Genomic DNA, 26409 nt, shown 5'->3' on the forward strand with positions numbered 1-26409 from the left:
AGGGGATTCTTCGGGAGATCCTAGCGGACCCAGTTGTTGAACTTCAGGAAGTTGTAGACCGGGAAAACAACCAGGCCGAAGAAGCCGGTGACCAGGGTCGTCGCGGTGATCAGGCGAAGAACGCGGGCCCAGGCAGGGATGTCGGTCTCAATCTCGGAGCCAAAGACATCGCGGCCGTTGACCGGCTTGTCACCGTCGAGCATCTTGCCGAACTCACTGGAGTTCAGGCCGCTGTTGCCCTTGGAGGACAGCTGGGAACCCTTGTCCTTGAGATCAGAGGAACCCTTGTCGCCGTCCTTCTTTTCAGAAGAATTGGCCTTGCCCTCGATCTGGGAGGAGATCTGGTTCTGGTCGTTCTCGCTATCTTCGTTTGCGACGGCGACGGTGGAAGCACCGAAGGTCAGAGCGATGGCGGTGGCGCTCGCCAGAGCAGCACGACGGAAAGTACGCATGTTGCGGGCCTTTCTGGGTTGTGGGGACTAACTGTGCCAACTCCTAGGCCAAGCTTGACCTGTTTGGACACTGGATACATCGTTACTGTAAGGCGCCGCAGGGGGCTTTTCAAACGTTGTGGGCGATTTTGGTGGGAAAAAACGCTGCACACAGAAAAGTCAGTGTGCTACTTTCCCCCGGTCAGTGATACTGATCGGTTGAGAACACGTGGAAGACACCCGGCATTAACGGGCAATTTGGGTCATCTCCAGGGCACAATGGTAACAGTGTTAGGCACTGAACCAGCATAAAGGCCGTTTATGTTCAAGATACCTGCCTCACAGCTCACCAGGCTCCGGCGCGTGATCCACGGAGTGGCGCCATGGGCGACCCCACGAGATCTCGACCGTACGACCGATCACCTGGCACCATACCCCTTACACCCCCGATACCACCCCCATTGCCATCATCCAGTTCTCATCGGCCATTTCGACCTTGCACAGCCACTCCTCAAAAATCGCCGCGACGAAGCTTGACCGCTGACTAGATCGACCTCCACAAGGTGCGATTCAGGGTCAACCAGATCTGTCGCGTTCTCACCGAGTACGGCATCACGACCTCCCAGACCCCTCAGTTCCACCGGCGACACAGGCCGAGCTGGCTGACGCCGCATCACCCACGAAGTACTCGGGTCTACTCTGAGTGTTTCGTTGACACCTGGTCTTCCGGGGCCCTCAGACGCCGCAACCGCGAGCTGAGAACCGAGAACGAAGTCCTACGCCGGGCCACTGCGTGCCTGTACCCGGCTGAACCCGAAGCTTGTCCAGTCCCCACCACGACCTCTCCCGTCGTCTCTGACCCGCCGCCGACAAGATCCCCCTCCAACTGTCATGCTGGAGCCAGGGCTTCGCTCGACGGGCTACTACCACTGCCGTACAGATCCTGTGAGTGGGCGGGGCTGGTCGGAGCGAATGCCGCAAAACAACCCGCGATGCCCATCGCGAAGATCCGAAGCTCGACTACCGCTTCCTCGCCAACGAGCTCCATACCAAAAGCCTGAACGCTGCCGGCACGCTGACTCGTTCACGTGCGCTGCCGCCATTGGATACGCCGCGGGTCGGGCAGGCGTTTCGGCCAGCAAGCCCGTGACGACCTGGTGCACCAGGAGTTCCCAACCGAAGCACCGAACTCGGGTGTGGTTGAACGACACGAGCGAACATCCAACCAGCGTGGATGGCAAGCTCTAACTGCGTGTGGCCAAGGATGTGCTCACCAACTGGATCGTCGGTTACTAGATCGCCTGCAGGATGACCTCAAGCTCTCCGTCGAGGCGCTCCAAATCACGCCCGCCCGGAGAGGCGGACATGCGAACGTGGCCGACTGTCGAGTGCATGTGGACCGAGGGGCGCAATTCGGTGCCCGGCACTATGTCGAAGCCTTGCGCGCACACTGGCTAGTCGGGTCGACGGGACCGAGTCGGGGCCGCGGGAGGACAACGCAACGATAGAGTCCTCCTGTGGCCTGCCGCGGAAGAATCTGCTCGACCGGCGTCGATGGAGGTCGTTCGAGCAGCTCCGGTTGGCGATCGTGATCTGGATTGAGCGGACTTCCCACCGGGGCCGCCGATAGGACCGTCTCAAGATGCTCACCTCTGTCGAGTTCGAACTGGTCCACTCAACACAAGGGGCTGTCGCCGCCTGAAAACCCGTCTCAATCGAACTCGCGGCAGACTCCAGTTGCTGCAGCGACGAAATCTACAGGCCAACCCTGGCCCATCTCGATCTCCTTGAGATGGCTTCACCCAGATGGTTTGAGAGCCGAGCTTGAAGCTCACCGGGATTCGCCTCACCCCTCCGACTGAGCACTCGCACAGATTGCAGTGAAGGTACAGCACAGATCTTCCGCCGCCGGAATCAGAGTAAAGTGGACTCATAAGTAACAGCGGGCCGAACGGCGTGCATAGCCTCCCTCGGCCCCTTCGCGTGCAAATTTGCCCCATCGCACGATTGGGTCAGCTCCTCACCAGGACGCACTTCCGTCAGGCCTAGCTGGAGTCACAGGGAGATGAAGTAAGACTTCTCGAAAGAACACCGCGATGGGCTGCATTGGACTTCCGTTCCGTTCGCCTACAGTCGCGGCATTCACCCACCAATCTCTATCTCCAGCCGACCGATCCTGGGTGGCCTCCTAACCCTGGAATCCGGGTGGGCTGGTGGTCTAAGCACGGGTGGCGGACGCGACAACATCGAGTCATTCGTTTTAGGCAAACGTCTTGACATGGGTCTTGCGCTCTCAGACGTTGCCTTCGATTCGAGTTCGTACCAGACAGCAAAGTCCTACAAAACCTCGGTTACGCAGACTCTGGCCTAATATTTAGCGCGCCAGAGTCGTCACTGATTTTTTCATGCTGCACCTCTACAGAAGGCTGCAGAGCATAGGTACAGCTCTCGCAGTCGATATTCCGGCGTACGAGACGGCGCTCAATCGCTCGTAAATCCCAGGAGTCTAAGACCCGACCAGCGCATCCGCTCTCTGCTACAGGTCCGGCCACTCAATCACCTGAGGCATTGGCACCCAAACCAGAACTCTCCCCCGCGAGTAGCCACCCACGTAATCCGGCACCGTCTACCCCGGAAAAAACACAAAACGGAGGTCACAAACTGTTTTAAGTCTGTGACCTCCGTTTGTCGCAGTTCAATAACTGCTCATTGTGGGCGAAGGGGGACTTGAACCCCCACGTCCCTAAGGACACTGGCACCTGAAGCCAGCGCGTCTGCCATTCCGCCACTCGCCCGAGTGTTGGTCGCTGCGCAACTTCATGAAATATAGCACGCGCGCAATCCTAGTTGGCAAATTCCCTGTTCACGATCCGCTTTCCGCCGCCCGAACCGGGACAGTATCTGTTCACCGTCAACCGGGCGGCCTACTGTCCCACCCCACTCGGCACCTATACTGGGCCAAAGCACTGCGCAGACAGATCCTCCGGGCGTGGCACACAGCTCGGGAAGTATCCGGTGAATGTCACCTCGCTTCCTTCCGCGGATCTGTCGCCCAGCACCCGCTGTCCTGGCAACCGGTCAACCACCGGTTGGGGACAGTCGTCATACGGAAGAAGGTGGAAACGATGTCTGTCATGGACCGGATAGCGAAGCTGGACAGCTCGCTCCAGCGAGGTCTGGACAACGGCTTCGCTTTCGTTTTCGGCGGGAAGGTCGTTCCCGGAGAAGTGGATGATCTGCTCACCCAGCAAGCCGAGGACAATCTCACCCGGGGCGACGGTGATTGGATCGAGGCACCGAACGTCTACCTTGTTTCAGTCGGCCAGAAAGATTTCGACAATCTCAGCACTAACCACCCCGACCTCCCACAGGACGCAGCCGGGCGGATGAGCCGATGGTGCCGGAACCAGGGCTTCGTCACCGTCGGGCCGGTCACCGTCCAGGTAAGACAGGATCCGGCACTCCGGACGGGGCAGTTGGGTAGTAGCAGCCGGATCGACCCGAGTCCTCGGGAGGAAACGGGTTATGTCGGGGACACCGAAAGCTCAGATAGATCGGATCAGCACTCATCGGATGCACTTCCGGCAGACACCGAGGATCCCGGTGTTCGGACTGGGGCGGACTCCCCCGGAGCAGCCATCCCGGGCCCGATTCGCCCGGCTGCTGACCCCCACTATCCCCCTGTCCCACCGGTGCCCGCAGCGCCACAACCCCGCGCCGCAGAACCGACTGAACACATCTCCACCGGAGCACCCGTTCAGCATGCCCCGCTCGTATCGCTCCTCCTACAGGACGGCTCGTCCCGAACCTATCTCGTTCAGGAAGGGTCCAACATCGTCGGGCGCGGTGCAGATGTCGATTTCCGGCTCCCCGACATGGGAGTATCCCGTCGGCACGCGGAAATCATGTGGGATGGTCGGGACGCAGTCCTCGTCGATCTGCATTCCACCAACGGAACCACGGTCAACGACACGGACATCGATAACTGGCTCCTCGCCGACGGGGACGTGATTAAAGTGGGGCACTCCTACATTGAGGTCCGGATCACCGGCGGCTGACCGAACGGCACTGCCATCGCTCCACCACCCATCACCCACCGACGCAACACCCGCCAGGAGAAGAAGATATGGAATCAGTTGTGCTGCTCACCCTGCGGATGGGGCTGCTCGTACTCCTGTGGTTCTTCGTGTTCATGGCGCTCCGTGCGCTGCGCGGCGACGTCCGCGTCGCTGCGGGCGGCCGGGGCGGGCGCGCCGCCGTCAGCGGACGGCCTCTCACCCGTTCCGCTCCTCCTACTCGTCTGATGGCCGTCGGTGGACCGTCGGAAGGTACGTGGATCGAACTCACGGGTCTCACCGAGATCCTCATCGGCCGGGACCCCCACTGCACGTTCGTTGTCGGCGACGATTCGACGACACGACAGCACGCACGGCTGTTCCGGCATTCGGACGAGTGGTTCATCGAGGACCTCGCGTCCCGCAACGGGACCTTTGTCGGTGGAGTGCCCATCGAACAGCCTGAACGCGTCGACACCGACACAAACATCGACCTGGGAACCACCACCGTGAGGCTCATACCGTGACCTGGAGACTGAACTACGCCACCGCATCTGATCGTGGTCTCGTGCGCGGAAATAACGAAGATTCCGCCTACGCCGGCCCCCACCTGCTGGCGCTCGCGGACGGCATGGGGGGTCATGCCGCGGGTGAGATCGCCTCACAGCTGATGATCGATCACCTCCGGCCCCTGGATGCCGATCCGGGCGACAACGACATGCTCGCCCTGCTCGGGTCACTCGCGGACGACGGAAACCGCTCCATCGCGGATGAGGTCAAACGTAACCCGAACACCGAGGGCATGGGCACCACGCTGACTGCCCTCCTGTTCGCTGGTCGGCAGACGGCCCTGTGCCATGTCGGGGATTCCCGGGGCTACCAGCTCCGCGACGGTGAGCTGACCCAAATAACCACCGATGACACCTTCGTCCAGTCACTCGTCGAAGAGGGCAAGCTAGATCCCGAGGACATCTCGACTCATCCCCAGCGGTCACTGATCCTGAAGGCCTACACCGGACGCCCGGTGGAGCCCCACCTGCGGTTGATCGACACTCGCCCCGGAGACCGATTCCTGCTGTGCTCGGACGGTCTGTCCGACCCGGTCACCCACTCCACCATCGAGGAGACGCTCCGCACCGGAACCCCGACGGAGGCCGCCCGGCGACTGGTGGACCTCGCGCTCCGTTCGGGTGGTCCGGACAATGTGACGGTGATCGTCGCCGACATCGTCGACACGGAACAACTCGCCTCAGCGGAGGAAGCAAATAATCTACCGACCACGCCGGTCGTCGTCGGTGCCCTGAACACTATCGACCCGGAAAGCCCCCGGCCTGACACCGCGGCCGGCAGGGCAGCGGTGATGAGTGCCCGACAGCCGCAGGAGATCTCCCCCTCCGGACACGCCTCACCGCAACCCATGGGCGCCGTACGGGAAGAACCGTCTGACTCCACAGGCAATGGATCATGGCCGCGGCGACTGCGTTGGGTTATCCCCACTCTGGTGATCATCCTGCTGGTGGCAGGCGGCGGTTGGTGGGGATGGGGCCAGCTGAATTCCACCTACTACGTCGCTGTCGTCCCGGCCGACTCCGGCTCCGGGAACACCGGTGGGGACATCATGATCGAGCGGGGTATCGAGCTCTCCGTTCTCGGGCGACCCCTGCACCGCCCATACCAGGTGGTGTGCCTCGACGCCGGTGCCAACGTCACCGTCGTCGGCACCGGCACCACTGACGGCTGCAACGCATTCCGGCTGGATGATCTTCCCGAGTCGCGGCGGGATTCCGTGAGCTCACTGCCCGCGGGGTCCTATGATGAGGTCTTGCAACAGCTCCGGAGGCTCGCGGATGACGCACTCCCGTTGTGTGTGACGCGGGAGTCCGAGGAGACCGCCGAAGCCGGGAACACGACAACCAGCGAGGGTTCCGCTGTCCCAGGTGACTCATCCGATGCCGACACGGAAGATGAATTTACGGCCACACAGAAAACCACGGAATCGGAATCCCCGAACCCGACGGCCGCACCCCGGCACAGCCCCGGGGATCTCAGTTCACCGGGGGTCAACTGCCGGAAGGTGAATTCCTAGATGGGCATACTCGAGAAACTCAAGATGCGGCGGGCCGAGCGGTGGCTCATCCTGCTCGCCGCCCTGGTGATTCTGGTAGCACGGGCATCCCTGGCGCTCACCCAGGGGGATGACCCCGCAACCGCTCTGATCCCCGTCGCCCAGTTCGCGGTGGTGTTCCTCGTCGTGCACCTGGTGCTGTGCTGGCTCATCCCCTACGCCGACTGCGTGATGCTACCGGTGGTGGCGCTGCTGAACGGACTCGGGATCCTGATGATTTACCGACTCGATCCACTCCGGATCCCGCAGCAGGACGGTGGTGTCACGGAAGTGAACCTCGCTCCCGGTCAACTCCAGTGGACGATGGTCGCTCTCGTAATGATGATTGCGGTCCTCCTGATCGTCCGAAATCACCGCGTGTTCACCCGCTACTCGTACCTGCTGGGAGTTTTCGGACTGATCCTCCTGGCCCTGCCGATGGTGTGGCCGGGGTCCGCCGGGAGCGACGCCAAAATCTGGATTTCCCTGGGCCCCTTCTCCGTGCAACCCGGCGAATTTTCGAAGATCCTGCTCCTGCTGTTCTTTGCGCAGCTCCTGGTGAATAAGCGGGCGCGGCTGAACGTGGCCGGTGCCCGGATTCTCGGGCTGGATTTCCCCCGTCTCCGGGACCTGGGACCGATTCTGCTCGTGTGGGCCATCGCGCTCGTCATCATGGCCGGGGAAAACGACTTCGGTCCCGCGCTGCTGCTGTTCAGCACGGTTCTCGGCATGCTTTACCTCGCGACGGGGCGGACCTCCTGGCTGCTGATCGGTGGCCTGCTGGTCGCGGTCGGCGGGTACGGGGTGTACACCATCTCCGCGAAGATCCAGTCCCGCGTGCATAACTTCATTGATCCGCTGGCGAACTACGACGGTACCGGCTACCAGCTTTCCCAGGCCCTGTTCGGGATGAGCTGGGGCGGGATCATGGGAACCGGGCTCGGCCAGGGCTACCCGGACGAGGTTCCGGTCGCCCACACCGACTTCATCCTCGCCGCCATCGGTGAGGAGCTCGGGCTGGTGGGTCTCACGGCGGTCCTCATTCTCTTCGCCATCCTGGTCATCCGTGGGATGCGAACCGCCCTTCTCGTCCGGGACTCCTACGGCAAACTCGTCGCCGCGGGGCTCTCGCTAACCCTCGCCATTCAGGTCTTCGTCGTCACGGCGGGTATCTCCGCCCTCATGCCGATGACCGGACTCACCACCCCGTTCATCTCCCACGGTGGTTCCTCACTGGTGGCCAACTACATTCTCGTGGCGCTGCTGCTCCGTATCTCCGACACCGCCCGACGCCCGACGCCCCGGGCCACCGCTCCAGCGGCGACACCTGCGCCGGGACTCCGCCAGGAGGTGCAAAGCTAGATGATCAACCGGTCGATCCGCACAACCGCCATCTTCACGATGCTCCTCATCGTGATCTTGGTGGCGAACCTCACCAGGGTGCAGGTATTCAGTGAGGAGCTCTACGCGCACAACGCACTGAACAAACGCCAATACCACAAGATGCAGTCGATTCCCCGTGGCCAGATCTCCACCGGCGGACTCGTCCTTGCCCGTTCCATCAAGGATGAGCAGGGATATTACCACCGGGAGTACGTCACGGATCCCGTCGTCTATGGTCCGGTCGAGGGTTACCTCTCGGACATTTACGGAGCCGCCGGCCTCGAGCTCGGCTACAACGACATTCTCAACGGGACGGATAGCTCGCTGTTCGTGTCCCGGTGGATGGACACCCTGCTCGGTCGGACACAGGCGGGCGCGAGCCTGGAGCTCACCCTGAATCCCGAGGCACAGCAGGCTGCCTACTCGGGCCTCGCGGACCGGGGCTACGAGGGTGCGGTGGTCGCCATCCGTCCGAGTACGGGTGAGATCCTCGCCATGGCCTCCACCCCGAGCTTCAACCCGGCGACGCTGACGGATTCCTCGACCGCGGACTCCGCGTGGTCGAAGCTGACTTCCGATCCCGGCGCGCCCCTCCTCAACCACGCGACCCAGGACGCCCTTCCTCCGGGATCAACATTCAAGGTGATCACTACGGCAGCTGGTCTCGCAGGTGATGCGACCCCTGAGACACAGCTCACGGCGGCATCGCGGACAACACTGCCCGGTACTGAAACCACCCTGGAGAACTATGGTGGTCAGACGTGCGGGCAGGGGGAGACCGCCTCCCTCGCGACCGCCTTCGCCCTGTCGTGCAACACTGCCTTCGTTGAGCTCGGCGTGAAGGTCGGTGCTGACGCGCTCCGCGAGCAGGCGGAGAAATTCGGTGTCACCGACACCTATGATCTCGGCCTGCCAGCCGTTCCGGGCAAGGTCGGCGATCTGCCGGATCCGGCCGCCGTCGGCCAGTCCTCGATCGGTCAGCGCGATGTGGCCATGACTGTCCTTGAGAACGCCGTCGTCGCCGCGACCGTCGCGAACGGCGGTAAGCGGATGAACCCGTATGTGGTCTCCCGGATCCTCGGTTCGGACCTCCGGACGCTGCGCAGCACCGACGCCCGCGAGCTCAACCAGGCGATCAGCCCAGGCGTGGCGGCGCAACTCACGGAAATGATGCGGGCCAGCGAACGCAATACCGCTGGCTACACCGGCGCGGACATCGCGTCGAAGACGGGTACGGCCGAGCACGGTGAGGACTCCAGGAATTCGAATCCGCATGCCTGGTACATCGCCTTCGGCCCCTCCGGGAACGCCGATGTCGCCGTGGCCGTGCTAGTCAAGAACGGCGGCGACCGCGGTCAGGCCGCGACCGGCGGGTCCGTGGCTGCGCCGATCGGAAGGGCCGTCATAGACGCAGTTCTCCGGTCGGGACGCTAGGAAAGGAAACGGTGAGCCCCATGTCGAGCACCAATGACCCCCGGCGATCGCCCGGGGACAACCAGGGAGTCGAACGTCTCCAACAACTGATCGGTGGAGACTACCGCCTGCAGTGGATCATCGGGCACGGCGGCATGTCCACCGTGTGGCTCGCGACCGACGTCCGGAACAACCGCGATGTCGCCGTGAAAATCCTGCGTCCCGAGTTCTCGGACAACCGCGAGTTTCTCGATCGCTTCCGCAATGAGGCGGCGTCCGCCGAACGCATCAATTCCGTGAACGTCGTCCGCACCTTCGACTACCGGGAGGTGCCTGACCCCGCCGGCCACACCTTCTGTTTCATCGTCATGGAGTACGTCCGTGGAGAATCCCTGGCGGACCTCATCTCCCGCAGGGGCCATCTCGACGAGGAACTCGCACTCGACGTTCTGGAGCAGGCCGCCCACGGGTTGTCCGTGATCCACCAGATGAACCTCGTCCACCGGGACATCAAACCGGGCAACATCCTCATCACCGAGGAGGGACGCGTCAAGATCACCGATTTCGGCATAGCCAAAGCCGCTGCCGCGGTGCCGTTGACCCGCACGGGGATGGTCGTCGGTACCGCCCAGTACGTCTCCCCGGAGCAGGCCCAGGGCAAGACGGTCACGAGTGCGTCGGACATCTACTCCCTCGGCGTCGTCGGATACGAGATGCTCTCCGGTAGGCGACCGTTCTCCGGTGACTCCTCCGTGTCCGTCGCCATCGCGCACATCAACCAGGCGCCCCCGCAGATCGGGACCTTCGTGTCCGCGCGAACCCGTGAACTCATCGGTATCTCGCTTCGCAAGGACCCGGAGCGGCGGTTCGCCGACGGCAACGAGATGGCGCTGGCCGTGCACACGGTCCGGATGGGTGAGCGTCCACCACAGCCCCGTTCCGCCGCGATGGACCGGAGAGCACCGGCACCGACCCCGACGGAGTCGACCCGCATACTCGGCCAGGTCACGAACCCGACGACCGTGCAACCGGCCACCGGAGTCACGCCGCCGCCCGTACCGGTCCGGCCCGTGGTTAATCACCGTGCGCCCACCAGACAGGCGGCCACCCCGGCCGCATCACCGCGTCGCGGAGGGGGCGGACTGATCGCGTTCCTCGTGATCCTGCTCCTCGGTGCACTGGCCGCGGTAGTCTGGCTGCTGTTCTCCACGGGGACATTGACCCTCGACGGTGTCAACGGTCGGACCCCGCCGTCCAGCCCCACGGTCACCCGGTCACCCAAGCCTGAGTCTGAACCGACCGTGGTCACCGAGATCGTGACCACCGTGGTTCCGGCCCCCGAACCGGCCCCCGATCCGTCCACCGCGAAGCCAACCACCTCGAAAGCGACTCCGCCGCCGTCCGCGCAGACAACCACCCGGGAAACGGTTCCACCGGCGTCCGACGCCGCTGACGCCCCGGCACCTGCTGCGGAGAATGTAGGCGCCCGCGCGGCGACCGTCCCCAACGGGACCCCGGGTACCGTATCCGGGGTAGCTGCACAGAACAGATCCGCTACAGATACCGGAAGACCCGGAGAGGAGACCCCGTGAGTGAGCACGTGCTCGGCGAGCGCTACGAACTCGGCGAGGTCATAGGTACCGGCGGTATGTCCGACGTCTACGCCGCGAAGGACACTCTCCTCGGCCGTGAGGTGGCGGTGAAGATGATGCGCGCGGAACTGGCGCGGGACGTCAACTTCCGAGAACGTTTCCGGCGGGAGGCCCAGAACGCGGGACGCCTGAACCATCCGTCGATCGTCTCTGTGCTCGACACGGGCGAGACGGAGATGAACGGGATCAAGATCCCGTACATCGTGATGGAACGGGTACACGGGAGGACCCTGCGCGAGATCGTGCAGAACGACGGACCCCTGCGTCCAGCAGAGGCAGCACGGACACTGCTCCCCGTCTGTGAGGCGCTCCAGTTCTCCCATGACGCCGGTATCGTCCACCGAGACATCAAACCGGCGAACATCATGATCACCAACACCGGATCGGTGAAGGTGATGGATTTCGGTATCGCCCGCGCCGTTGACGACGCGACGTCGGCGATGACACAGACCTCCGCGGTCATCGGTACAGCCCAGTACCTTTCCCCGGAGCAAGCCCGGGGTAAGTCCGCCGACGCCCGCAGTGACGTCTACGCGCTGGGCTGCGTTCTCTACGAGACGGTGACCGGGCGTCCCCCGTTCGAGGGCGACTCTCCCTTCGCCGTCGCCTTCAACCATGTCCATGAGGACCCGGAACCGCCGTCGTCATACATCCCGGACCTGACCCCGACTGCGGCACTCAACGTTGACGCCGTCGTACTACTCACGATGGCGAAGCACCCAGCGGACCGGTACCAGTCGGCGGCGGAGCTCGCCGAGGACCTGACCCGGTTGGGACGTAACGCCGTGTCCAACGCAGCCCGAAGCCACATGCGGCCGATGCACACGGAGGAACCGGATGCCCGGACGCGGGTGACCCGGATGACCGACGACGCCGCGACACGTCTGACCGCCGCCGGGTCAGGTTCGACCCCGCCCCCGGTCGCACCCGTCGTCAACGGATCCCGTTTGCCGGAACCGGGGAACCACCGACGTCGCAGCGGGAAAGGCCACCGGTACGCGGACAACCGCCCGGGAAACCGTGGCGTGTGGATCGGTGCAGTGCTGGGCCTGGTGTTCGTTGCCGGGGCATTGGTCTTCGCGTACAACGTCTTCACCGGGGACAACAGCCCGGGCCGCGGTACCGGGGCACCGATCAGTGTCAACGCCGACGGTACCGTCACGATTCCCGATGTCGAGGGGAAAACCCTGGCTGCGGCGCGTAAGTCCCTCGAGCAGCTCGATCTCAGGGTCACCGTGACGATGCAGCCCTCCCCTGATGTCTCCGAGGGTATCGCCATCTCAACAAATCCCGCATCCAAATCGACCGTCCAGCCGGGATCCACGGTGACACTTCTCGTTTCCTCCGGAACCGAGCTGACGCGGGTTCCCGATCTCTCCGACATGAATACCGAGGAAGCGGAGCGGGCCCTCGTGCAAGCCGGTCTGTCACTCGATCCCGTGGTCCGGGAGGTAACCTCCGATTCCGTCAAGGAGGGCCAGGTCATCGAGCAGGACCCCGCGGCCGGCCGGAAGGTCTCGAAGGGCTCGAAGATCAAGATCACCGTGTCCACCGGTCCCGAGATGGTCGCGGTACCGAATCTCGCCGGCCAACCGGTGGAGCAGGTGCGCCGTCGTCTCGAGGAGATGGATCTCGTCCCCGTCGTACAGTCGGTTGCCTCCGATCTGCCTGCGGGACACGTGACCGCGGTTCTCCGTGGTGGTACGGAGGTTCCCCGCGGAACCCCAATCACCGTCCAGGTCTCCGACGGATCGATGTTCCGTATCCCCGATCTCACCGGTATGGATGTCAACCAGGCTCTCGCGGCGCTCCGTGCGGCCGGCTGGACGTCCCCAGACACCTCCCTGCTACAGCAGCCGGTACAGACCGGAGCATTGATTGAGTCCGGTCAGATCGAGGGTCAGACCCCACTGCCCGGTGAGCTGACGGGGAAGGACGCTCTGGTGAGCATTCGGGTCAAGCAGTTCAACCTGTTGAAGGTGATCCAGCCCTGATCCCGGTGATTCCACCGCGTCCGGGTGGAGTCACCGGTGGTACTGGTAGATTGTCACCTATGTCCGGCATCCACCGGCGCCGGTGCCGGTGACCGAAGCTGTGGCTCCGTTGGCCCGGAGCACACGGTATCGAGGGTGTCCGTCGAAAACACATCACGCCAATCTGTAGAGGTAACCATGCCGAAGTCAAGGATCAACAAGACCACCGCCCCCGTGTCCAGCGGTGGAGCGAACCGTGTGCCGGTGAAGATCAACGCCAGCGGCACTCCGCTCTGGTACAAGATCATCATGTTCGGCCTCATGCTGGCCGGGCTCGCCTGGCTCGTCGTGAACTACCTTGCGGGCACCCACATCCCGCTCATGCTGGAGCTGGGTCCGTGGAACTACCTCATCGGCTTCTCGCTCTTCATCCTGGGTCTGCTGATGACCATGGGTTGGCGCTGACCCGTCGACATCGGTTTCTTCCGCCGGATCCCGGCGCAGCATATTGACTGTTGCGCCGGGATTCGGCTTTTCCGTGCCCACCGCCCAGGCCGGTGCCGTGCTTCTCCCACCACCGGTGGATGACCAGGAGCAGATGCGGTGGGAAAGACGGTGGCTACGCCCCCGGCAGTACCGGTCCACAGGCGTCACGCCGCCAGCTCCCAACATCCGCGTCCGCAAGATGACCGGACCAGCACCCGAACATGTCCAACGTGTACGTCCACGGGGCGCACATCGATCCATGGCGACGGTCTTCCGCCTGTTATCCACCGTGTCCGGTTGATGGCTCCATCGGGCCTCGACACTATCCGGTTGGTTCAGAACACTCACGCCTGTCGCTCCGGTGGTGGGGCCTGCCCCGGTATCCGGCGTCGGCCCCACGGAAACCGAGTTATCCACAGGCTAGATGAGTTACACACAGGTAATTTGTGGATAACTCGCTCCACATCGTGTGCAGTGGTTTATCCACAGCCTGTGAAGAGAATTGTGGAGGAAACGCGCGGATCTGATTTCACAGAGAAATACACAGCCTGTGGATAAGCCTGTGCACTGTTTCCCCCATTCGCACATAATTTCGTTTCGCCGCAGATAATCTCAGTACACAGCGTATGTACCCACACGCGTACGCGGCGAATTACAAGACTGTCATTATCCACAGTGTGGATAACTCCTGTGGACGGACCACCACACGCGAGTAACACACAGGAAACCCCCGGCAACGGTGAACAAACGGCCGGGGGTTGTAAACAGGTGGGGGATCAGGGGGTCAGGATAGCGAAGCTCCTGTGGACAACATCGCGACACGAACCAGAACGGCGATGACCGCCACCGCGCAGATGGAACCGAGTCCGAACCATCTCGCCCCACGGCTCCGCACGCCGAACAACACCCCGGCAAGCAGTGCGCCCGTTGCCAGGCCGCCAAGATGCCCCCACAGGGACACACCCGGAGTCATCAGCGTGTACGCGAGATTCACGCCGATCAACACAAGTGCCCCTCCCACCTGGGAATCCTTCCTCGAGTAGGCGATTGCGACGAATACCGCCATCAGTGCGTACACGGCTCCCGAGGCCCCCACCGTCGGGCTCCCCGGGCTCTGCCAGACGACGGTCGCCGACGCTCCGAGCGCTCCAGTGACGAGTATCCCCGCGGTCAACGGGGACCCGAAGGTCCACTCCGTCTCCCGGCCGATGAGGTAGAGCAGAATCACGTTGATCAGCATGTGGCCGATTCCCAGGTGCAGCAGGCTGGACCCGAGTGCGCGGAGCGGCCCGAACGGGGAGCCGTCCATCAGGGGGAGGTACAGCACCCAGGCATCACCGAGGCCGCTGTCATTGAGGTTGCCGGTAATTGAGTGGGACTGTACCGCAGTGATCATAAACACGATGATGATCAGGGTGGCGGTCGCCGCGGAGACCGGTGCCTGACGGTAGAGGTTGCGGGCCATCTGGGCGGGTGGTGTCGGGGATGACGGGGACAAGGCGGCCTCCGGGGTCGGTGCCGGATCCCATTCTGCTCGGGCTCCGGATGCAAGGTGGTCGGGTACGGTGGGGCACGAATAAGACCCCGCACATCGACAGCCGCAACAGTCACCATGGTGGCGGCTGCAGCGGTCCGTACGATATGCGGGGTCTTCCGGTGCGTGGGATGCTCGCGCCGTGTCAGTCGGCGCGACCGCTCCAGGTCAGTCCGTGGTGATCTCGACGGTCTCGATGACCACGGGCTCCGTGGGGCGGTCCATGCGGTCGGTGGCGGTCGTGGCGATAGCGTCGACGACCTTCTTCGACGCCTCGTCGGTGACCTCGCCGAAAATGGTGTGCCGGTTGTTCAGATGCGGTGTCGGTGCCACGGTGATGAAGAACTGGGAGCCGTTCGTGCCCGGGCCGGCGTTAGCCATCGCCAGCAGGTAGGGACGGTCGAAGGACAGTTCCGGGTGGAACTCGTCGGCGAACTGGTACCCGGGGCCGCCACGTCCGGTTCCCGTGGGGTCGCCGCCCTGGATCATGAACTGGTCAATCACACGGTGGAACACGGAGCCATCGTAGAACGGGCCGGTGGTGGATCCGCTGGCGTTGTTGGTCTTGTACTCACTCGTGCCCTGCGCAAGACCGACGAAGTTGTCGACGGTCTTCGGCGCATGATTTCCGAAGAGATCAATAGTGATGTCACCACGGTTGGTGTGGAGGATCGCGGTCGCGGTCTTGTTTGTCATGCGTTCCATGCTAGTCAACCGCCGTCATCCGTGCTGGTTTCCACGCGCCGCTGTGTCGCCGAAGTCCCCACGGGCGGCCGTCCGGAGTTACGCTAGTTACACCACAGCCCGACGAGTATCTTCGGTTGTACAGTCACGGGTCACCCCCGCCTGTTCGACTGCGGTAGCTCGACTGGGGCACTACACCTCTCAACCAAGGAGAAGCGCGTGAACCCCTCGACCATCCGTATGGCGTACAAACTCGGTCGGCAGGCCTTCGGCTCCGCCCGTGACTACCGCACCCGCCACCAAGCCGACAGCTACGACGATCTCGTCGCGAAAGCGAACGACTTCGCGGAGCGTCGCAAGGCGATCAGCCAGGTCCGTGACGACCTCAGCGAGAAGGCTGGATCCTTGGCTGAGGAGTCCCAGGCCCAGGCCGGTGCCCTGCTCAGGGAGTCCCGCCACCGGCTGGAGAAGCTCCGCCAGCAAGCGGAGGAGAAGGGCGCGGATCTGACCCAGGACATCGAGAAGAAAGGTGGCCGACGGATGAAGAAGGCTCGGAAGGCCGCGGAGAAGGCCCGGAAGAAGGCGGAGAAGAAGATCAATCGCCGGAAGTGTCTGACCAGCCGCTGCGGTGGTGGGGACGGCCGTGGCCGGTTGGCCAATCTCACGCTTCTCGCGCTCCTGGTCTCGACTGTCGCGGGGATCATCTACTGGCTGCGTAGCCGGGCCGACAAGCCGGGAACGACGCCCCCGAATGTGCGGGATCACGCTGCGGAATCCGCTGACGCCGTCGCCGACAAGGCGGCGGCCACCGCATCGGAGGCGACCGCCCGTGCCGGAGAACGTCTCGCGGAGGCCCGCGCCAAGGCGGACGCACTCCTCGACAAGGCGGACGATGCCTTCGACGATGATTCCGTCACCGACGCCGTCGCCGACAAGGCGCAGGAGATCGCAGACGAGGTCCAGGGCAGTGCGGACGAAATCGCCGAAGAGGTGGCCGACAAGGCCGGGGACATCGCGGACAAGACCCGCGACGGGGTCGAAGATGCCGCTGATGCGGTCCAGACCCTCGCCGAAGACGCGGAAACCGTCACCGAGGCCGTCGCCGCCGATGCGGCCGACGCCGCGAAGGACATGGCGGATGACGTCAAGAAGGCTGCAGAAGAGAAGAAGAGCGACAGCTGACCCACGGTCACGACCGTTCCCAGGTCCCGCGGATCTCGGTTTTCCGGGTCCGCAGGACCTTTTTCATTCCCCTCGTCGCCGAGGCACGGGGCGGTGCGACGGGGTGCATGGATTCAGCGCGCGTTGATCCGCCGCAGGATTTCCGCAGCTGCATCGGCGAAGATGTCGTTCGCACCGTCGAGTGGCGCCAGTCGGATGATCGCCTCGGACAGTGCCGCCGCAGCGGAGCGGACGTCCCGGTGCACGGGGATCCCCAGGTAGCTGGCTGAGGTCACGGCGGCGGCACCGGCGAGCAGGGCGTGGTCGCGGACGCGGACGCGGTGCACTGCGGCGACCTCATCCGCGATGATGAGGAGCTGTTCCGAGGTGAGCGGGCGGACCCGTGGAGCAGGGTTCACCGGCCGTACCTGAGTCTGTGCTCGGTCGCTGCGTAGCCGCTGACCACGGTCCGCGCCAGTTCGGCGACCTCGGCATCGGCGAGCACCCGGGCCGCGGTCGCGACGATCGCCCGTGTCGCGGCCTCCTGTTTGCTGGTGCCCTGTGCCTGGGCAAGGAGTGTGAGGGCCCGGTCCTGGGCATCGGTGAGGCGGAGTGTCATGGCCATGATCCGAGACTACTCCGTTGATACCAATTTGGTACCACTCATGGGGTTTATCCTGACCTAGTGGCGTTGAGAGCCCGTTTGCGGACTTCAGCGGGTTAGAATGGTTGAGATCAAGACCTTTATCAACCTGCTAGACGGAAATTAGGTGACCCGTGAGCGACGACAACTCCGGCGGTAATGACGGCGGTGAACTCCTGTTCGACAGGATCCATCCGATCGACATCGGTGAGGAGATGCAGCGCAGCTACATCGACTACGCGATGTCGGTCATCGTCGGCCGTGCCCTGCCCGAGGTGCGCGACGGGCTAAAGCCCGTGCACCGACGACTGCTCTACGCGATGTATGACAGCGGCTTCCGGCCCGACCGCTCCTACGTGAAGTCCGCGAAACCCGTCGCGGAGACCATGGGTAACTACCACCCGCACGGCGACTCCGCGATCTACGACACCCTGGTCCGCATGGCCCAACCCTGGTCGATGCGCTACCCGCTCATCGACGGCCAGGGTAACTTCGGTTCCCGCGGCAACGACGGCGCGGCCGCCATGCGTTACACCGAGTGCCGCCTGACCCCGCTGGCGATGCAGATGGTGCGTGACATCCGTTCCAACACGGTCGACTTCCAGCCGAACTACGATGGCAAGAACCTCGAGCCCGTGATCCTGCCATCCCGGGTCCCCAACCTCCTGATGAACGGCTCCGGCGGTATCGCCGTCGGCATGGCCACCAATATCCCACCGCACAACCTCACCGAACTCGGTGAAGCGATCTTCTGGATGCTGGAGAACTACGAGGCCGACGAGGCAACCACACTCGAGGCGTGCATGAGGTACGTCAAGGGCCCTGATTTCCCCACCGCCGGTCTCATTGTCGGTGACCAGGGCATCAAAGACGCCTACACCACGGGCCGTGGCTCGATCCGCATGCGCGGTGTGACCACGATCGAGGAGGACGGTAACCGGCAGATCATCGTGATCACCGAGTTGCCGTACCAAGTCAACAAGGACAACCTGGTGCTCAACATCGCCGAACAGGCGAACCAGGGCAAGATAGCCGGTATCTCCCGGATCGACGACGAGTCCTCCGACCGCGTCGGCCTGCGCATCGTAGTCACCCTGAAGCGGGACGCGGTGCCGCGCGTCGTGCTGAACAACCTGTTCAAGCATTCCCAACTGCAGTCCAGCTTCGGCGTGAACATGCTCTCCATCGTCGACGGGGTGCCGCGCACCCTGCGCCTGGACCAGATGCTGCGCCACTACATCGCGCACCAGGTCGACGTCATCATCCGCCGCACCCAGTACCTGTTGGATGAGGCTGAAAAAGAGGCCCACATCCTGCGTGGCCTCGTCAAGGCACTCGACATGCTCGATGAGGTCATCGCCCTGATCCGGGCGTCGGCGACCGTCGACATCGCCCGGAACGGTCTCATCGATCTCCTCGACATCGACGAGATCCAGGCCGATGCGATTCTCGCGATGCAGCTTCGCAGACTCGCCGCCCTGGAACGGCAGAAGATCGTCGACCGGCTGGCCGAGATCGAGGAGATCATCGCCGACTACAAGGACATTCTCGCCCGCCCCGAACGGCAGCGCGCGATCGTCCGGGACGAGCTCGCCGAGATCGTCGAGAAGTACGGCGACGAGCGTCGCACCCAGATCATCGGCGCCACCGGCGACGTCACCGAGGAGGACCTGATCGCCCGCGAAAACGTCGTGGCCACGATCACCTCCACCGGCTACGCCAAGCGCACGAAGGTCGACGCCTACCGCAACCAGAAGCGCGGCGGCAAGGGTGTCCGCGGCGCGGAGCTGAAGAGCGATGATGTCGTTCGCCACTTCTTCGTGTGCTCCACCCACGACTGGATCCTGTTCTTCACCAACTACGGCCGCGTGTACCGGCTCAAAGCCTACGAACTGCCCGAGGCCTCCCGGACGGCCCGCGGCCAGCACGTCGCGAATCTCCTGGAGTTCCAGCCCGGTGAACAGATCGCCCAGGTAATCCAGATCCAGGGCTACGACGACGCCGAATACCTGGTACTCGCCACCGCGCACGGCCGGGTCAAGAAATCCCGGCTCGCGGACTACGACTCCGTCCGCTCCGGTGGCCTGATCGCCATTAACCTCAACGAGGGTGACTCCCTCATCGGCGCCTCGCTGTGCTCCAGTGAGGATGACCTGCTGCTCATCTCCGAGGAGGGCCAGGCCATGCGGTTCACCGCCGATGATGAGACGCTGCGCCCGATGGGCCGTGCGACCGCCGGTGTGAAGGGCATGCGGTTCCGTGGCGAGGACAAGCTGCTCGCGATGTGTGTCGTCGGCACGGGCGACTACCTGCTGGTGGCCACCTCCGGTGGTTACGGCAAGCGCACAGCGATGGAGGAGTACCCCACGAAGGGCCGCGGTGGCCTCGGTGTCGCGACGTTCAAGTACACGCCGAAGCGCGGCAAGCTCATCGGTGCCCTGTCGGTGGATGACGACGATCAGATCTTCGCCATCACCTCCGCGGGCGGGGTCATCCGCACGGAGGTCGGCCAGATCCGGCCCTCCTCCCGACAGACGATGGGCGTGCGGCTGGTCAACCTCGAGAAGGGTGTCGAGCTGCTCGCCATCGACCGCAACGTCGAACACGAGGGCGAGGAGACGGCGGAGGCCGTCGCCACCGGTGCCGCCCAGGGCCCCACCCTGGACCTCGGCAAGGAGACGGGCACGGACGACATTCCCGGCGTTCGTCGCGGTGGAAGCGCTAATCTTGACGCCAATGGTGTCCCCCTCGACGGGAACGCCACTGACGACGAGAACGGGGATGAGTGATGCACATCCAGGAAGTGACCGTCACACGGGTCTCCCCCCTGTCGGCGTTCCGAACCGCACTAGCTCTATCACTGGCGGCACTAGCCGCGTGGATCCTGTGTGTCACCCTCCTGTACTACGGGCTCGAGCAGTTCGGGTTCTGGGCGAAGCTGAACAGCATCGTGACAGGCGTCGGCGGCAGTGATGTCATCACCTTCGGCACGGTTCTGTCCGTGGCCAGTCTCCTCGGGGCTATCACCGCGATCGCGGTGACGATCCTCGCCCCGCTGACCGCCGTGATCTACAACGGGATGGTCGAACTCTTCGGCGGTGTCGTGATCACCCTCACCGAGGGCGACTACTGATCCACTGACTCTGGGGCCGCCGGGTACGGATCCGTACCCGGCAAGACCCTGAAAAATCATTTTCACCTGGTGATTTGCTTTTGATGGAGCGGGCTGGGTAAAGTTCAGTCTCGTTCCAAGGGCCTATAGCTCAGTCGGTTAGAGCGCTTCGCTGATAACGAAGAGGTCACAGGTTCGATTCCTGTTAGGCCCACCAACAGAACTTGGGGCATTAGCTCAATTGGTAGAGCACCTGCTTTGCAAGCAGGAGGTCAGGAGTTCGATTCTCCTATGCTCCACAAGGGAACGTATCGCCGGTTCAGTCACTGACTGAGCCGGTGTTTTCTCGTTTTATGGCTTTTGCGGCACCCACGACGGTAAAAGCGGCAAAGACTAGGCGAATATCGCCGATGCGTGTAACATTTGTGACTGTTGTGACTACAGTTAACTTCTGATGTTTGTTGGCTGTGGCGGAAGAGTCGCAACACCAGGGACAGGCGCTCCCGGGTTCATCTTTCGAAGGGACGATGAACCCGGGAGCGCCTGCGTCGTCTTCAGGCCCGCAGCCGCAGACGACGCAGCATCCGGGGCGAGACAGACACCGGGACACGGTAAGGTGAACACAGAAACCCTGATACACCCGACGAACACCAGAGGATGACGAACCACCGATGACCGATCTCAAGTCCACACTCACAGGAGCCAACCGGGACGCCGTCGTCAGCGACATGGCGGCCTTCATCGAATCCTCTGTCGCCGGCCTGTCCGGGTTCACGGGTATGGCCATCAAGGGGGCCGTCAAAGCGGCCCGCAAGGCGGACCAGAACGTCATCTCCAAGGGCGTCAACCGCCTCCTCCCCGAGTTCAGCGACGCCCTCGACCCGCACTGGCGGAACTACCGCGAGAACGGCACACACTCCGGATTCGGCGACTACCTCGAGGCGCACCGTGCGGAAGTAACCGACTCGATTCTCGCCGTCGCGGACCGCAACGCGGACAACATCGACCAGCCCGCCGTGGCCAAGGTCTACTCCTCGGTAAGGGGAAAACTGACCGGCATCATCAACGATCACCTCGGTGGTCTCGGCGCCGTCATCGAGAAGCACGCCGCCTGACATCTCCCGCTGAAGCCCCCGATCCCGCCTCCGGACCGGGGGCTTTCTCTGATTCATCGGTGCTGAACAGGGCATGTGCGCGTCCGTTCATTCCCGGATCCTCCGACATCCAGAGGCCGCCACATGGACGGGTCCTGCGTCATACACCAAACCTGCAGCGCCACACACAACCCAGACATGTGTTCCACCCGATACGCTGGTGCCACATATTTCCCATCCAGGGGATCATATGGCCCAGCGCCCGCCCGGACGGGAGTTGGACGACCGGCGTGGATCACGTCGCGATACCCGCCCCACATCCCACGGCCACTCAGCACTGAAAACCCGAGCCACAAATACCACCGGATACACCGCCGACGGACGGCACAAGGTCATCGTGATCGGCGCCGGCTTCGCCGGGCTCTCCGCAGCCCGTGAACTCGAGCCAGCCGGTATTGAGGTCGTCATCCACGAAGCGCGCGGCCGGATCGGTGTTCGCACCTAGGCCGATGGCGGAGATCTTCGAAAACTCACGAGACTTCTTCCCCCAGCCCTACCGCCCGCTTGTGATCCTCGCCGGCGGATTCCCCACGCGCGAGGAGCCGAAGGAGAAGTTCCGCCGAGCCGATGAAGCCAGCGTCATGGACGCGGTGTACACAGACGAATTCACTCGTGAGGAGCGGGGCCCTGCGACGGATACTGGTCGGGCGGGTGTATCGGCAATCCCTACGAGGGATCCGCGCAAATGGCGAAGCAGAGGGCTGCACTCTACGACAACCGCCTCTCCCTCGTCAACGAGCAAACCTTGCGCTTCAAGCTCGTCGACGGCACGCAACAGCCCTGTCTACCGGAGTCATCCCGGCGCGCTGACACAACTCATTCGACTCTCGGACAATACCATACTAGTGTTGTAGATCACACTATAGTGACAGTATGACATCAACCATAAGGAGAGCGAGCCCATGAGCGACGCTGATCTGTTGTCCACCATCTCCGCCGACTCAGGCACGCCCGTCCACGACCCCGCCACGGGAGAGCTCATCGCCCATGCACCGGCGGGAGACGTCGCAATCCTGGAGGAAGCGGTCTCCGCGGCACGCGCCGCACAGCCGGCCTGGGCCGCTCTCGGGGATGAGAAGCGGTGTGAACTGCTCAACGCCGCCGCGGACGCGATCGAGCGCCACGCCGAGGAACTCGCGGTGCTGCTCTCCCGGGAACAGGGCAAACCGTTGAACGGACCCAACGCCCGTTTCGAGGTGGGTGGATGTGTCGCATGGCTCCGCACCACTGCAGCGCTACCCCTGGAACCCGAGGTGATCGTCGATGACGGCGAGAAGCACGCCGTACTGGAGTACCGTCCCATCGGCGTCGTCGGCGCCATCGGACCGTGGAACTGGCCCATGATGATCGCCGTCTGGCAGTTCACCCCAGCCCTCCGGATGGGGAACACCGTCGTCATGAAACCCTCCGAGAACACCCCCCTGTCAGTCCTTGCACTGGCTCACGTCGTGAACTCCGTCCTCCCGGACGATGTCTTCCGCATCGTCACCGGTGGCGGTGAGGTCGGCGCCGCACTGAGCGCGCACCCGGACATCGACAAGATCATGTTCACCGGCTCCACCCCCACCGGCAAGGCGATCATGCGGTCCGCTGCGGACAACCTCACGCGTCTGACTCTTGAGCTCGGCGGCAACGACGCCGGTATCGTGCTCCCCGACGCGGACCCCGAGGCGATCGCCGAGGGCCTGTTCTGGGGCGCATTCATCAACACGGGTCAGACCTGTGCCGCCCTCAAGCGACTCTACGTCCACGAGGACATCTACGACGCCGTGGTGGAAAACCTGGTCGCCGTTGCACGACAGATGCCAATGGGTGTCGGGCTCGATGAGAACAACGTGCTGGGCCCGCTGCAGAACCGGGCGCAATACGACATCGTCGCCGGACTCGTCGAGGCCGCCCGCGACAGTGGAGCCCGGATCGTCCTCGGGGGGAACCCCAAACCGGAGCAGCCCGGGAACTTCTACCCCACCACGATCGTCGCCGACATCGATCCGGACAACGAGCTGGTCACCACCGAGCAGTTCGGTCCCGCGCTACCTATCGTGCGCTACTCGGATGTCGACGAGGCCGTGCGCATGGCCAACGACTCACCCGTCGGTCTCGGCGGTTCCGTGTGGTCCTCCGATCTGAATGCCGCCCGTGAGGTCGCACGGAGGATTCAGGCTGGAACGGTGTGGATCAACAACCACGGCGCCATCGATCCGCGAGTCCCCTTCGGTGGCATCAAGGAATCGGGTTTCGGTATCGAGTTCGGTATCCAGGGATTGAAGGGCCTCAGTGTCCCGCAGGTCATCATGAACTGATCCGTGCACCGGACACGAACAAGAGCACCGCACCCGGAAGATTCCGGGTGCGGTGCTCTTGTCTCTACCTGTCAACCCACGGACCGTCAGGTCCACAACAGGCCCTAGACGTCCAGGAAGCGGACATCCTTGGCGTTACGAGTGATGAAGGACCGGCGTGCGACGACGTCGTCACCCATGAGGATGGAGAACAGCTCATCGGCCGCCTGAGCATCATCCATGGTCACCTTGCGCAGGGTCCGGACGGAGGGGTCCATGGTGGTTTCCCACAGCTCCTTGGCGTCCATCTCACCGAGACCCTTGTACCGCTGGATGCCATCATCCTTGTTGATCTTCTTGCCCGTCGCGAGTCCCTCCTCGAGCTGGCGGTCACGCTGTTCGTCGGTGTACGCGAACGTCGGGCCACCCTTCGACCACTTCAGTTTGTACAGCGGCGGCTGCGCGAGGAATACGTACCCATCCCGGATCAGATCCGGCATGAAACGGAACAGTAGGGTCAGCAGCAGAGTCGAGATGTGCTGACCGTCGACGTCGGCGTCGGCCATAAGCACAATTTTGTGGTAGCGGAGCTTCGAGATGTCGAACTCGTCGTGGATGCCGGTACCAAGCGCCGTAATGATCGCCTGTACCTCATTGTTCTTCAGGACCTTGTCGAGGCGGGCCTTCTCCACGTTGAGGATCTTGCCGCGCAGCGGCAGGATAGCCTGGAACATCGACTCGCGACCGCTCTTCGCGGAACCACCTGCGGAGTCACCCTCCACGATGTAGAGCTCGGACTTGCGCGGGTCCTTGGAGCGGCAGTCGGCGAGCTTCCCGGGGAGACCGCCCATGTCGGAGCTGGACTTCCGGCGCACCAGTTCACGGGCCTTGCGGGCCGCGAGGCGGGCATGCGCGGAAGATACCGCCTTGTTGACGATAGCCTTGGCCTCGGCGGGGTTCGCCTCCAGCCAGTGGGTGACATTCTCGTTGACCATGCGCTGCACGAAGCCCTTGACCTCGGTGTTACCGAGCTTGGTCTTCGTCTGGCCCTCGAACTGAGGATCGGCGACGCGGACGGAGACCACGGCCGCGAGACCCTCCCGGCAGTCTTCGCCGGCGAGGTTGGGTTCCTTCTCTTTGAGCAGCTTGTGCTCGCGCGCGTACCGGTTGAGCAGGGTCGTCAGCGCCGCACGGAAGCCCTCCTCGTGGGAACCACCCTCGATGGTGTTGATCGTGTTGGCGAAGGTGTGCACGTTCTGCTGATACCCGCTGTTCCACTGCATCGCGATCTCGACCTCGTGCTCATCCGCCTTAGCTTCGAAAGCGACGATGGTCGGGTGGATCGGGGTCTTCGACTTGTTCAGTGCGTTGACGTAGTCCTTCAGACCCTCGGGATAGTGGTACGTCCGGGTCTTGACCTTCTTCTTCACCTTCTTCCCGGCGGCTACGGCTTCCGCTGCTTCTGCCGCCTCCGCTTCCTTGGCGGCAATCTCGGCCTCGTCGAAGGAATCGCCGGTCAGCGGTTCAGCCTCGTCCACGCCCTTCTCGGCGATCTCGTCGAGCTCGGCCTGCTCTTCGGTAACGCGCTGGTCGGTGAGGGTGATGGTGAGTCCCTTGTTCAGGAACGCCATCTCCTGCAGGCGGCGGGCGATGGTCTCGAACTTGAACTCGGTGGTCTCGAAAATCTCGGCGTCCGGCCAGAACCGTACCGTGGTACCTGTTCCTCGGGCACGGCCACCCTGCTGAAGTTCCTCGGGCACGGCCTGGTTGAAATTCTGGAACCAGTGGTGTCCCTCCCGCTTGATGTCGGCCTCGACACGGGTTGACAGGGCGTTGACGACGGAGATGCCGACGCCGTGGAGACCACCGGAGACCGCATAGGACTCGGAGTCGAACTTGCCGCCGGCGTGGAGCTGGGTCATGACGACCTGGACCGTGGGCATACCGGAGGGATGCATCTCGACGGGGATACCGCGGCCGTTGTCGACGACCTGGACACCGCCATCCGCGAGAAGAGTGACATCGACCCGGGTGGCGTAACCGGCCATCGCCTCGTCGACGGAGTTATCGACAACCTCCCACACGAGGTGGTGCAGCCCGCGTTCACCGGTAGAACCGATGTACATGCCGGGCCGCTTACGAACCGCTTCCAGACCCTCGAGGATCGTGATAGATGAAGCGTCGTAGTGGTGTTCGGTTGCTGCCACGGTGTCTGCCACGGTGTCCTGGGCTCCTCGCTGAAGTTGTATCTGGACCTTTTTATCCTACACGGTCAGGGGTACCTACCGAACAAGGCTTTACAGGCGTCAGACGGCCTCACACCCCAGGAAAAACACGAATCC

The 26409-nt window shown here is 63.4% G+C and carries 22 protein-coding genes and 3 tRNA genes; 16 read left to right on the plus strand and 9 right to left on the minus strand.

Features of this window, described 5'->3' with window-relative positions; genetic code table 11:
• Positions 1-20: 20 nt before the first annotated feature.
• The 4 genes from JDV76_RS02195 to JDV76_RS02205 all read right to left on the minus strand — a co-directional run bounded on the left by JDV76_RS02195 (position 21) and on the right by JDV76_RS02205 (position 3226).
• On the minus strand, positions 21-452 hold the full coding sequence (locus JDV76_RS02195; RefSeq protein ID WP_198735212.1) for a hypothetical protein: 432 nt from the start codon (positions 450-452) through the stop codon (positions 21-23).
• A gap of 868 nt (positions 453-1320) precedes the next feature.
• Positions 1321-1479: a hypothetical protein gene (locus JDV76_RS02200; RefSeq protein WP_198735213.1), complete on the minus strand. Its 159-nt coding sequence runs from the start codon at positions 1477-1479 to the stop codon at positions 1321-1323.
• Between the two features lie 244 nt (positions 1480-1723).
• Positions 1724-1858: a hypothetical protein gene (locus tag JDV76_RS12770; protein ID WP_255520405.1), complete on the minus strand. Its 135-nt coding sequence runs from the start codon at positions 1856-1858 to the stop codon at positions 1724-1726.
• Positions 1859-3143: 1285 nt separating this feature from the next.
• Positions 3144-3226: transfer RNA gene (locus JDV76_RS02205), tRNA-Leu, on the minus strand.
• Positions 3227-3556: 330 nt separating this feature from the next.
• On the opposite strand from JDV76_RS02205, the gene JDV76_RS02210 reads away from it, so the two are divergent.
• The 8 genes from JDV76_RS02210 to crgA all read left to right on the plus strand — a co-directional run bounded on the left by JDV76_RS02210 (position 3557) and on the right by crgA (position 13476).
• Positions 3557-4489 (plus strand): DUF3662 and FHA domain-containing protein, encoded by a 933-nt coding sequence (locus tag JDV76_RS02210; protein WP_198735214.1) that lies wholly within the window; start codon positions 3557-3559, stop codon positions 4487-4489.
• Between the two features lie 68 nt (positions 4490-4557).
• On the plus strand, positions 4558-5013 hold the full coding sequence (locus tag JDV76_RS02215) for an FHA domain-containing protein FhaB/FipA (protein ID WP_198735215.1): 456 nt from the start codon (positions 4558-4560) through the stop codon (positions 5011-5013).
• Complete coding sequence (locus JDV76_RS02220) at positions 5010-6572, plus strand: protein phosphatase 2C domain-containing protein (RefSeq protein WP_198735216.1); 1563 nt, start codon at positions 5010-5012, stop codon at positions 6570-6572. The genes JDV76_RS02215 and JDV76_RS02220 overlap by 4 nt, the downstream gene beginning before the upstream one ends.
• On the plus strand, positions 6573-7952 hold the full coding sequence (locus JDV76_RS02225; protein WP_198735217.1) for an FtsW/RodA/SpoVE family cell cycle protein: 1380 nt from the start codon (positions 6573-6575) through the stop codon (positions 7950-7952).
• Positions 7953-7955: 3 nt separating this feature from the next.
• Positions 7956-9407 carry a penicillin-binding transpeptidase domain-containing protein gene (locus JDV76_RS02230; protein WP_198735345.1) on the plus strand — a complete coding sequence of 484 codons (1452 nt, stop codon included), beginning with the start codon at positions 7956-7958 and terminating at the stop codon, positions 9405-9407.
• 20 nt (positions 9408-9427) lie between these two features.
• Positions 9428-10978: a protein kinase domain-containing protein gene (locus tag JDV76_RS02235; protein ID WP_198735218.1), complete on the plus strand. Its 1551-nt coding sequence runs from the start codon at positions 9428-9430 to the stop codon at positions 10976-10978.
• Positions 10975-13032, plus strand: coding sequence for a Stk1 family PASTA domain-containing Ser/Thr kinase (gene pknB, locus JDV76_RS02240; RefSeq protein WP_198735219.1), 2058 nt, complete (start codon positions 10975-10977; stop codon positions 13030-13032). Before JDV76_RS02235 ends, pknB begins: the two co-directional genes overlap by 4 nt.
• Positions 13033-13209: 177 nt before the next feature.
• A complete protein-coding gene (crgA, locus tag JDV76_RS02245) occupies positions 13210-13476 on the plus strand; it encodes a cell division protein CrgA (RefSeq protein WP_198735220.1) in 267 nt (88 codons plus the stop codon).
• Positions 13477-14281: 805 nt separating this feature from the next.
• On the opposite strand, the gene JDV76_RS02250 is transcribed toward crgA, so the two are convergent.
• A complete protein-coding gene (locus JDV76_RS02250; RefSeq protein ID WP_198735221.1) occupies positions 14282-14995 on the minus strand; it encodes a rhomboid family intramembrane serine protease in 714 nt (237 codons plus the stop codon).
• A gap of 204 nt (positions 14996-15199) precedes the next feature.
• Positions 15200-15727: a peptidylprolyl isomerase gene (locus JDV76_RS02255; protein WP_198735222.1), complete on the minus strand. Its 528-nt coding sequence runs from the start codon at positions 15725-15727 to the stop codon at positions 15200-15202.
• Positions 15728-15934: 207 nt separating this feature from the next.
• Here JDV76_RS02255 and JDV76_RS02260 point away from each other — a divergent pair, with 207 nt between their 5' ends.
• Positions 15935-16897: a hypothetical protein gene (locus JDV76_RS02260; protein ID WP_198735223.1), complete on the plus strand. Its 963-nt coding sequence runs from the start codon at positions 15935-15937 to the stop codon at positions 16895-16897.
• A 113-nt stretch (positions 16898-17010) separates the two neighbouring features.
• Here the strand turns inward: JDV76_RS02260 and JDV76_RS02265 are convergent, their stop codons facing one another.
• A complete protein-coding gene (locus JDV76_RS02265; RefSeq protein ID WP_232958721.1) occupies positions 17011-17295 on the minus strand; it encodes a TetR family transcriptional regulator in 285 nt (94 codons plus the stop codon).
• On the minus strand, positions 17292-17501 hold the full coding sequence (locus tag JDV76_RS02270) for a CopG family transcriptional regulator (protein WP_198735224.1): 210 nt from the start codon (positions 17499-17501) through the stop codon (positions 17292-17294). Before JDV76_RS02270 ends, JDV76_RS02265 begins: the two co-directional genes overlap by 4 nt.
• Before the next feature lie 152 nt (positions 17502-17653).
• Between JDV76_RS02270 and gyrA the strand changes: the two genes are divergently transcribed.
• From gyrA to JDV76_RS02305, 7 genes are all read left to right on the plus strand, one after another.
• Positions 17654-20308 (plus strand): DNA gyrase subunit A, encoded by a 2655-nt coding sequence (gyrA, locus tag JDV76_RS02275; RefSeq protein WP_198735225.1) that lies wholly within the window; start codon positions 17654-17656, stop codon positions 20306-20308.
• A complete protein-coding gene (locus JDV76_RS02280; protein ID WP_198735226.1) occupies positions 20308-20652 on the plus strand; it encodes a DUF3566 domain-containing protein in 345 nt (114 codons plus the stop codon). Before gyrA ends, JDV76_RS02280 begins: the two co-directional genes overlap by 1 nt.
• Before the next feature lie 119 nt (positions 20653-20771).
• Positions 20772-20848 (plus strand) — tRNA-Ile (locus JDV76_RS02285).
• A gap of 9 nt (positions 20849-20857) precedes the next feature.
• Positions 20858-20930, plus strand: a tRNA-Ala gene (locus JDV76_RS02290).
• A gap of 372 nt (positions 20931-21302) precedes the next feature.
• Positions 21303-21746: a DUF6918 family protein gene (locus JDV76_RS02295; protein WP_198735227.1), complete on the plus strand. Its 444-nt coding sequence runs from the start codon at positions 21303-21305 to the stop codon at positions 21744-21746.
• 229 nt (positions 21747-21975) lie between these two features.
• A complete protein-coding gene (locus JDV76_RS02300; RefSeq protein ID WP_198735228.1) occupies positions 21976-22230 on the plus strand; it encodes an FAD-dependent oxidoreductase in 255 nt (84 codons plus the stop codon).
• 457 nt (positions 22231-22687) lie between these two features.
• Positions 22688-24088 (plus strand): aldehyde dehydrogenase family protein, encoded by a 1401-nt coding sequence (locus tag JDV76_RS02305; RefSeq protein ID WP_198735229.1) that lies wholly within the window; start codon positions 22688-22690, stop codon positions 24086-24088.
• A 104-nt stretch (positions 24089-24192) separates the two neighbouring features.
• Here the strand turns inward: JDV76_RS02305 and gyrB are convergent, their stop codons facing one another.
• Positions 24193-26274, minus strand: a complete 2082-nt coding sequence (gene gyrB / locus JDV76_RS02310) for a DNA topoisomerase (ATP-hydrolyzing) subunit B (protein WP_198735347.1) — start codon at positions 26272-26274, stop codon at positions 24193-24195.
• Positions 26275-26409: the final 135 nt, after the last annotated feature.

Source organism: Corynebacterium marambiense, assembly GCF_016342275.1.
In the GTDB taxonomy this organism is placed as follows: Bacteria; Actinomycetota; Actinomycetes; order Mycobacteriales; family Mycobacteriaceae; genus Corynebacterium; species Corynebacterium marambiense.

What these genes read in the sequence shown, in the direction of transcription:
- JDV76_RS02295 (WP_198735227.1), top strand. Translation starts at nt 21,303, where the DNA reads ATGACCGATCTCAAGTCCACACTCACAGGAGCCAACCGGGACGCCGTC.
- JDV76_RS02215 (WP_198735215.1), top strand. Translation starts at nt 4,558, where the DNA reads ATGGAATCAGTTGTGCTGCTCACCCTGCGGATGGGGCTGCTCGTACTC.
- JDV76_RS02280 (WP_198735226.1), top strand. Translation starts at nt 20,308, where the DNA reads ATGCACATCCAGGAAGTGACCGTCACACGGGTCTCCCCCCTGTCGGCG.
- JDV76_RS02210 (WP_198735214.1), top strand. Translation starts at nt 3,557, where the DNA reads ATGTCTGTCATGGACCGGATAGCGAAGCTGGACAGCTCGCTCCAGCGA.
- JDV76_RS02255 (WP_198735222.1), bottom strand. Translation starts at nt 15,727, where the DNA reads ATGACAAACAAGACCGCGACCGCGATCCTCCACACCAACCGTGGTGAC.
- crgA (WP_198735220.1), top strand. Translation starts at nt 13,210, where the DNA reads ATGCCGAAGTCAAGGATCAACAAGACCACCGCCCCCGTGTCCAGCGGT.
- JDV76_RS02300 (WP_198735228.1), top strand. Translation starts at nt 21,976, where the DNA reads ATGGCCCAGCGCCCGCCCGGACGGGAGTTGGACGACCGGCGTGGATCA.
- JDV76_RS02195 (WP_198735212.1), bottom strand. Translation starts at nt 452, where the DNA reads ATGCGTACTTTCCGTCGTGCTGCTCTGGCGAGCGCCACCGCCATCGCT.
- JDV76_RS02235 (WP_198735218.1), top strand. Translation starts at nt 9,428, where the DNA reads ATGTCGAGCACCAATGACCCCCGGCGATCGCCCGGGGACAACCAGGGA.
- JDV76_RS02200 (WP_198735213.1), bottom strand. Translation starts at nt 1,479, where the DNA reads ATGGAGCTCGTTGGCGAGGAAGCGGTAGTCGAGCTTCGGATCTTCGCG.
- JDV76_RS02225 (WP_198735217.1), top strand. Translation starts at nt 6,573, where the DNA reads ATGGGCATACTCGAGAAACTCAAGATGCGGCGGGCCGAGCGGTGGCTC.
- JDV76_RS02305 (WP_198735229.1), top strand. Translation starts at nt 22,688, where the DNA reads ATGAGCGACGCTGATCTGTTGTCCACCATCTCCGCCGACTCAGGCACG.
- JDV76_RS02270 (WP_198735224.1), bottom strand. Translation starts at nt 17,501, where the DNA reads ATGGCCATGACACTCCGCCTCACCGATGCCCAGGACCGGGCCCTCACA.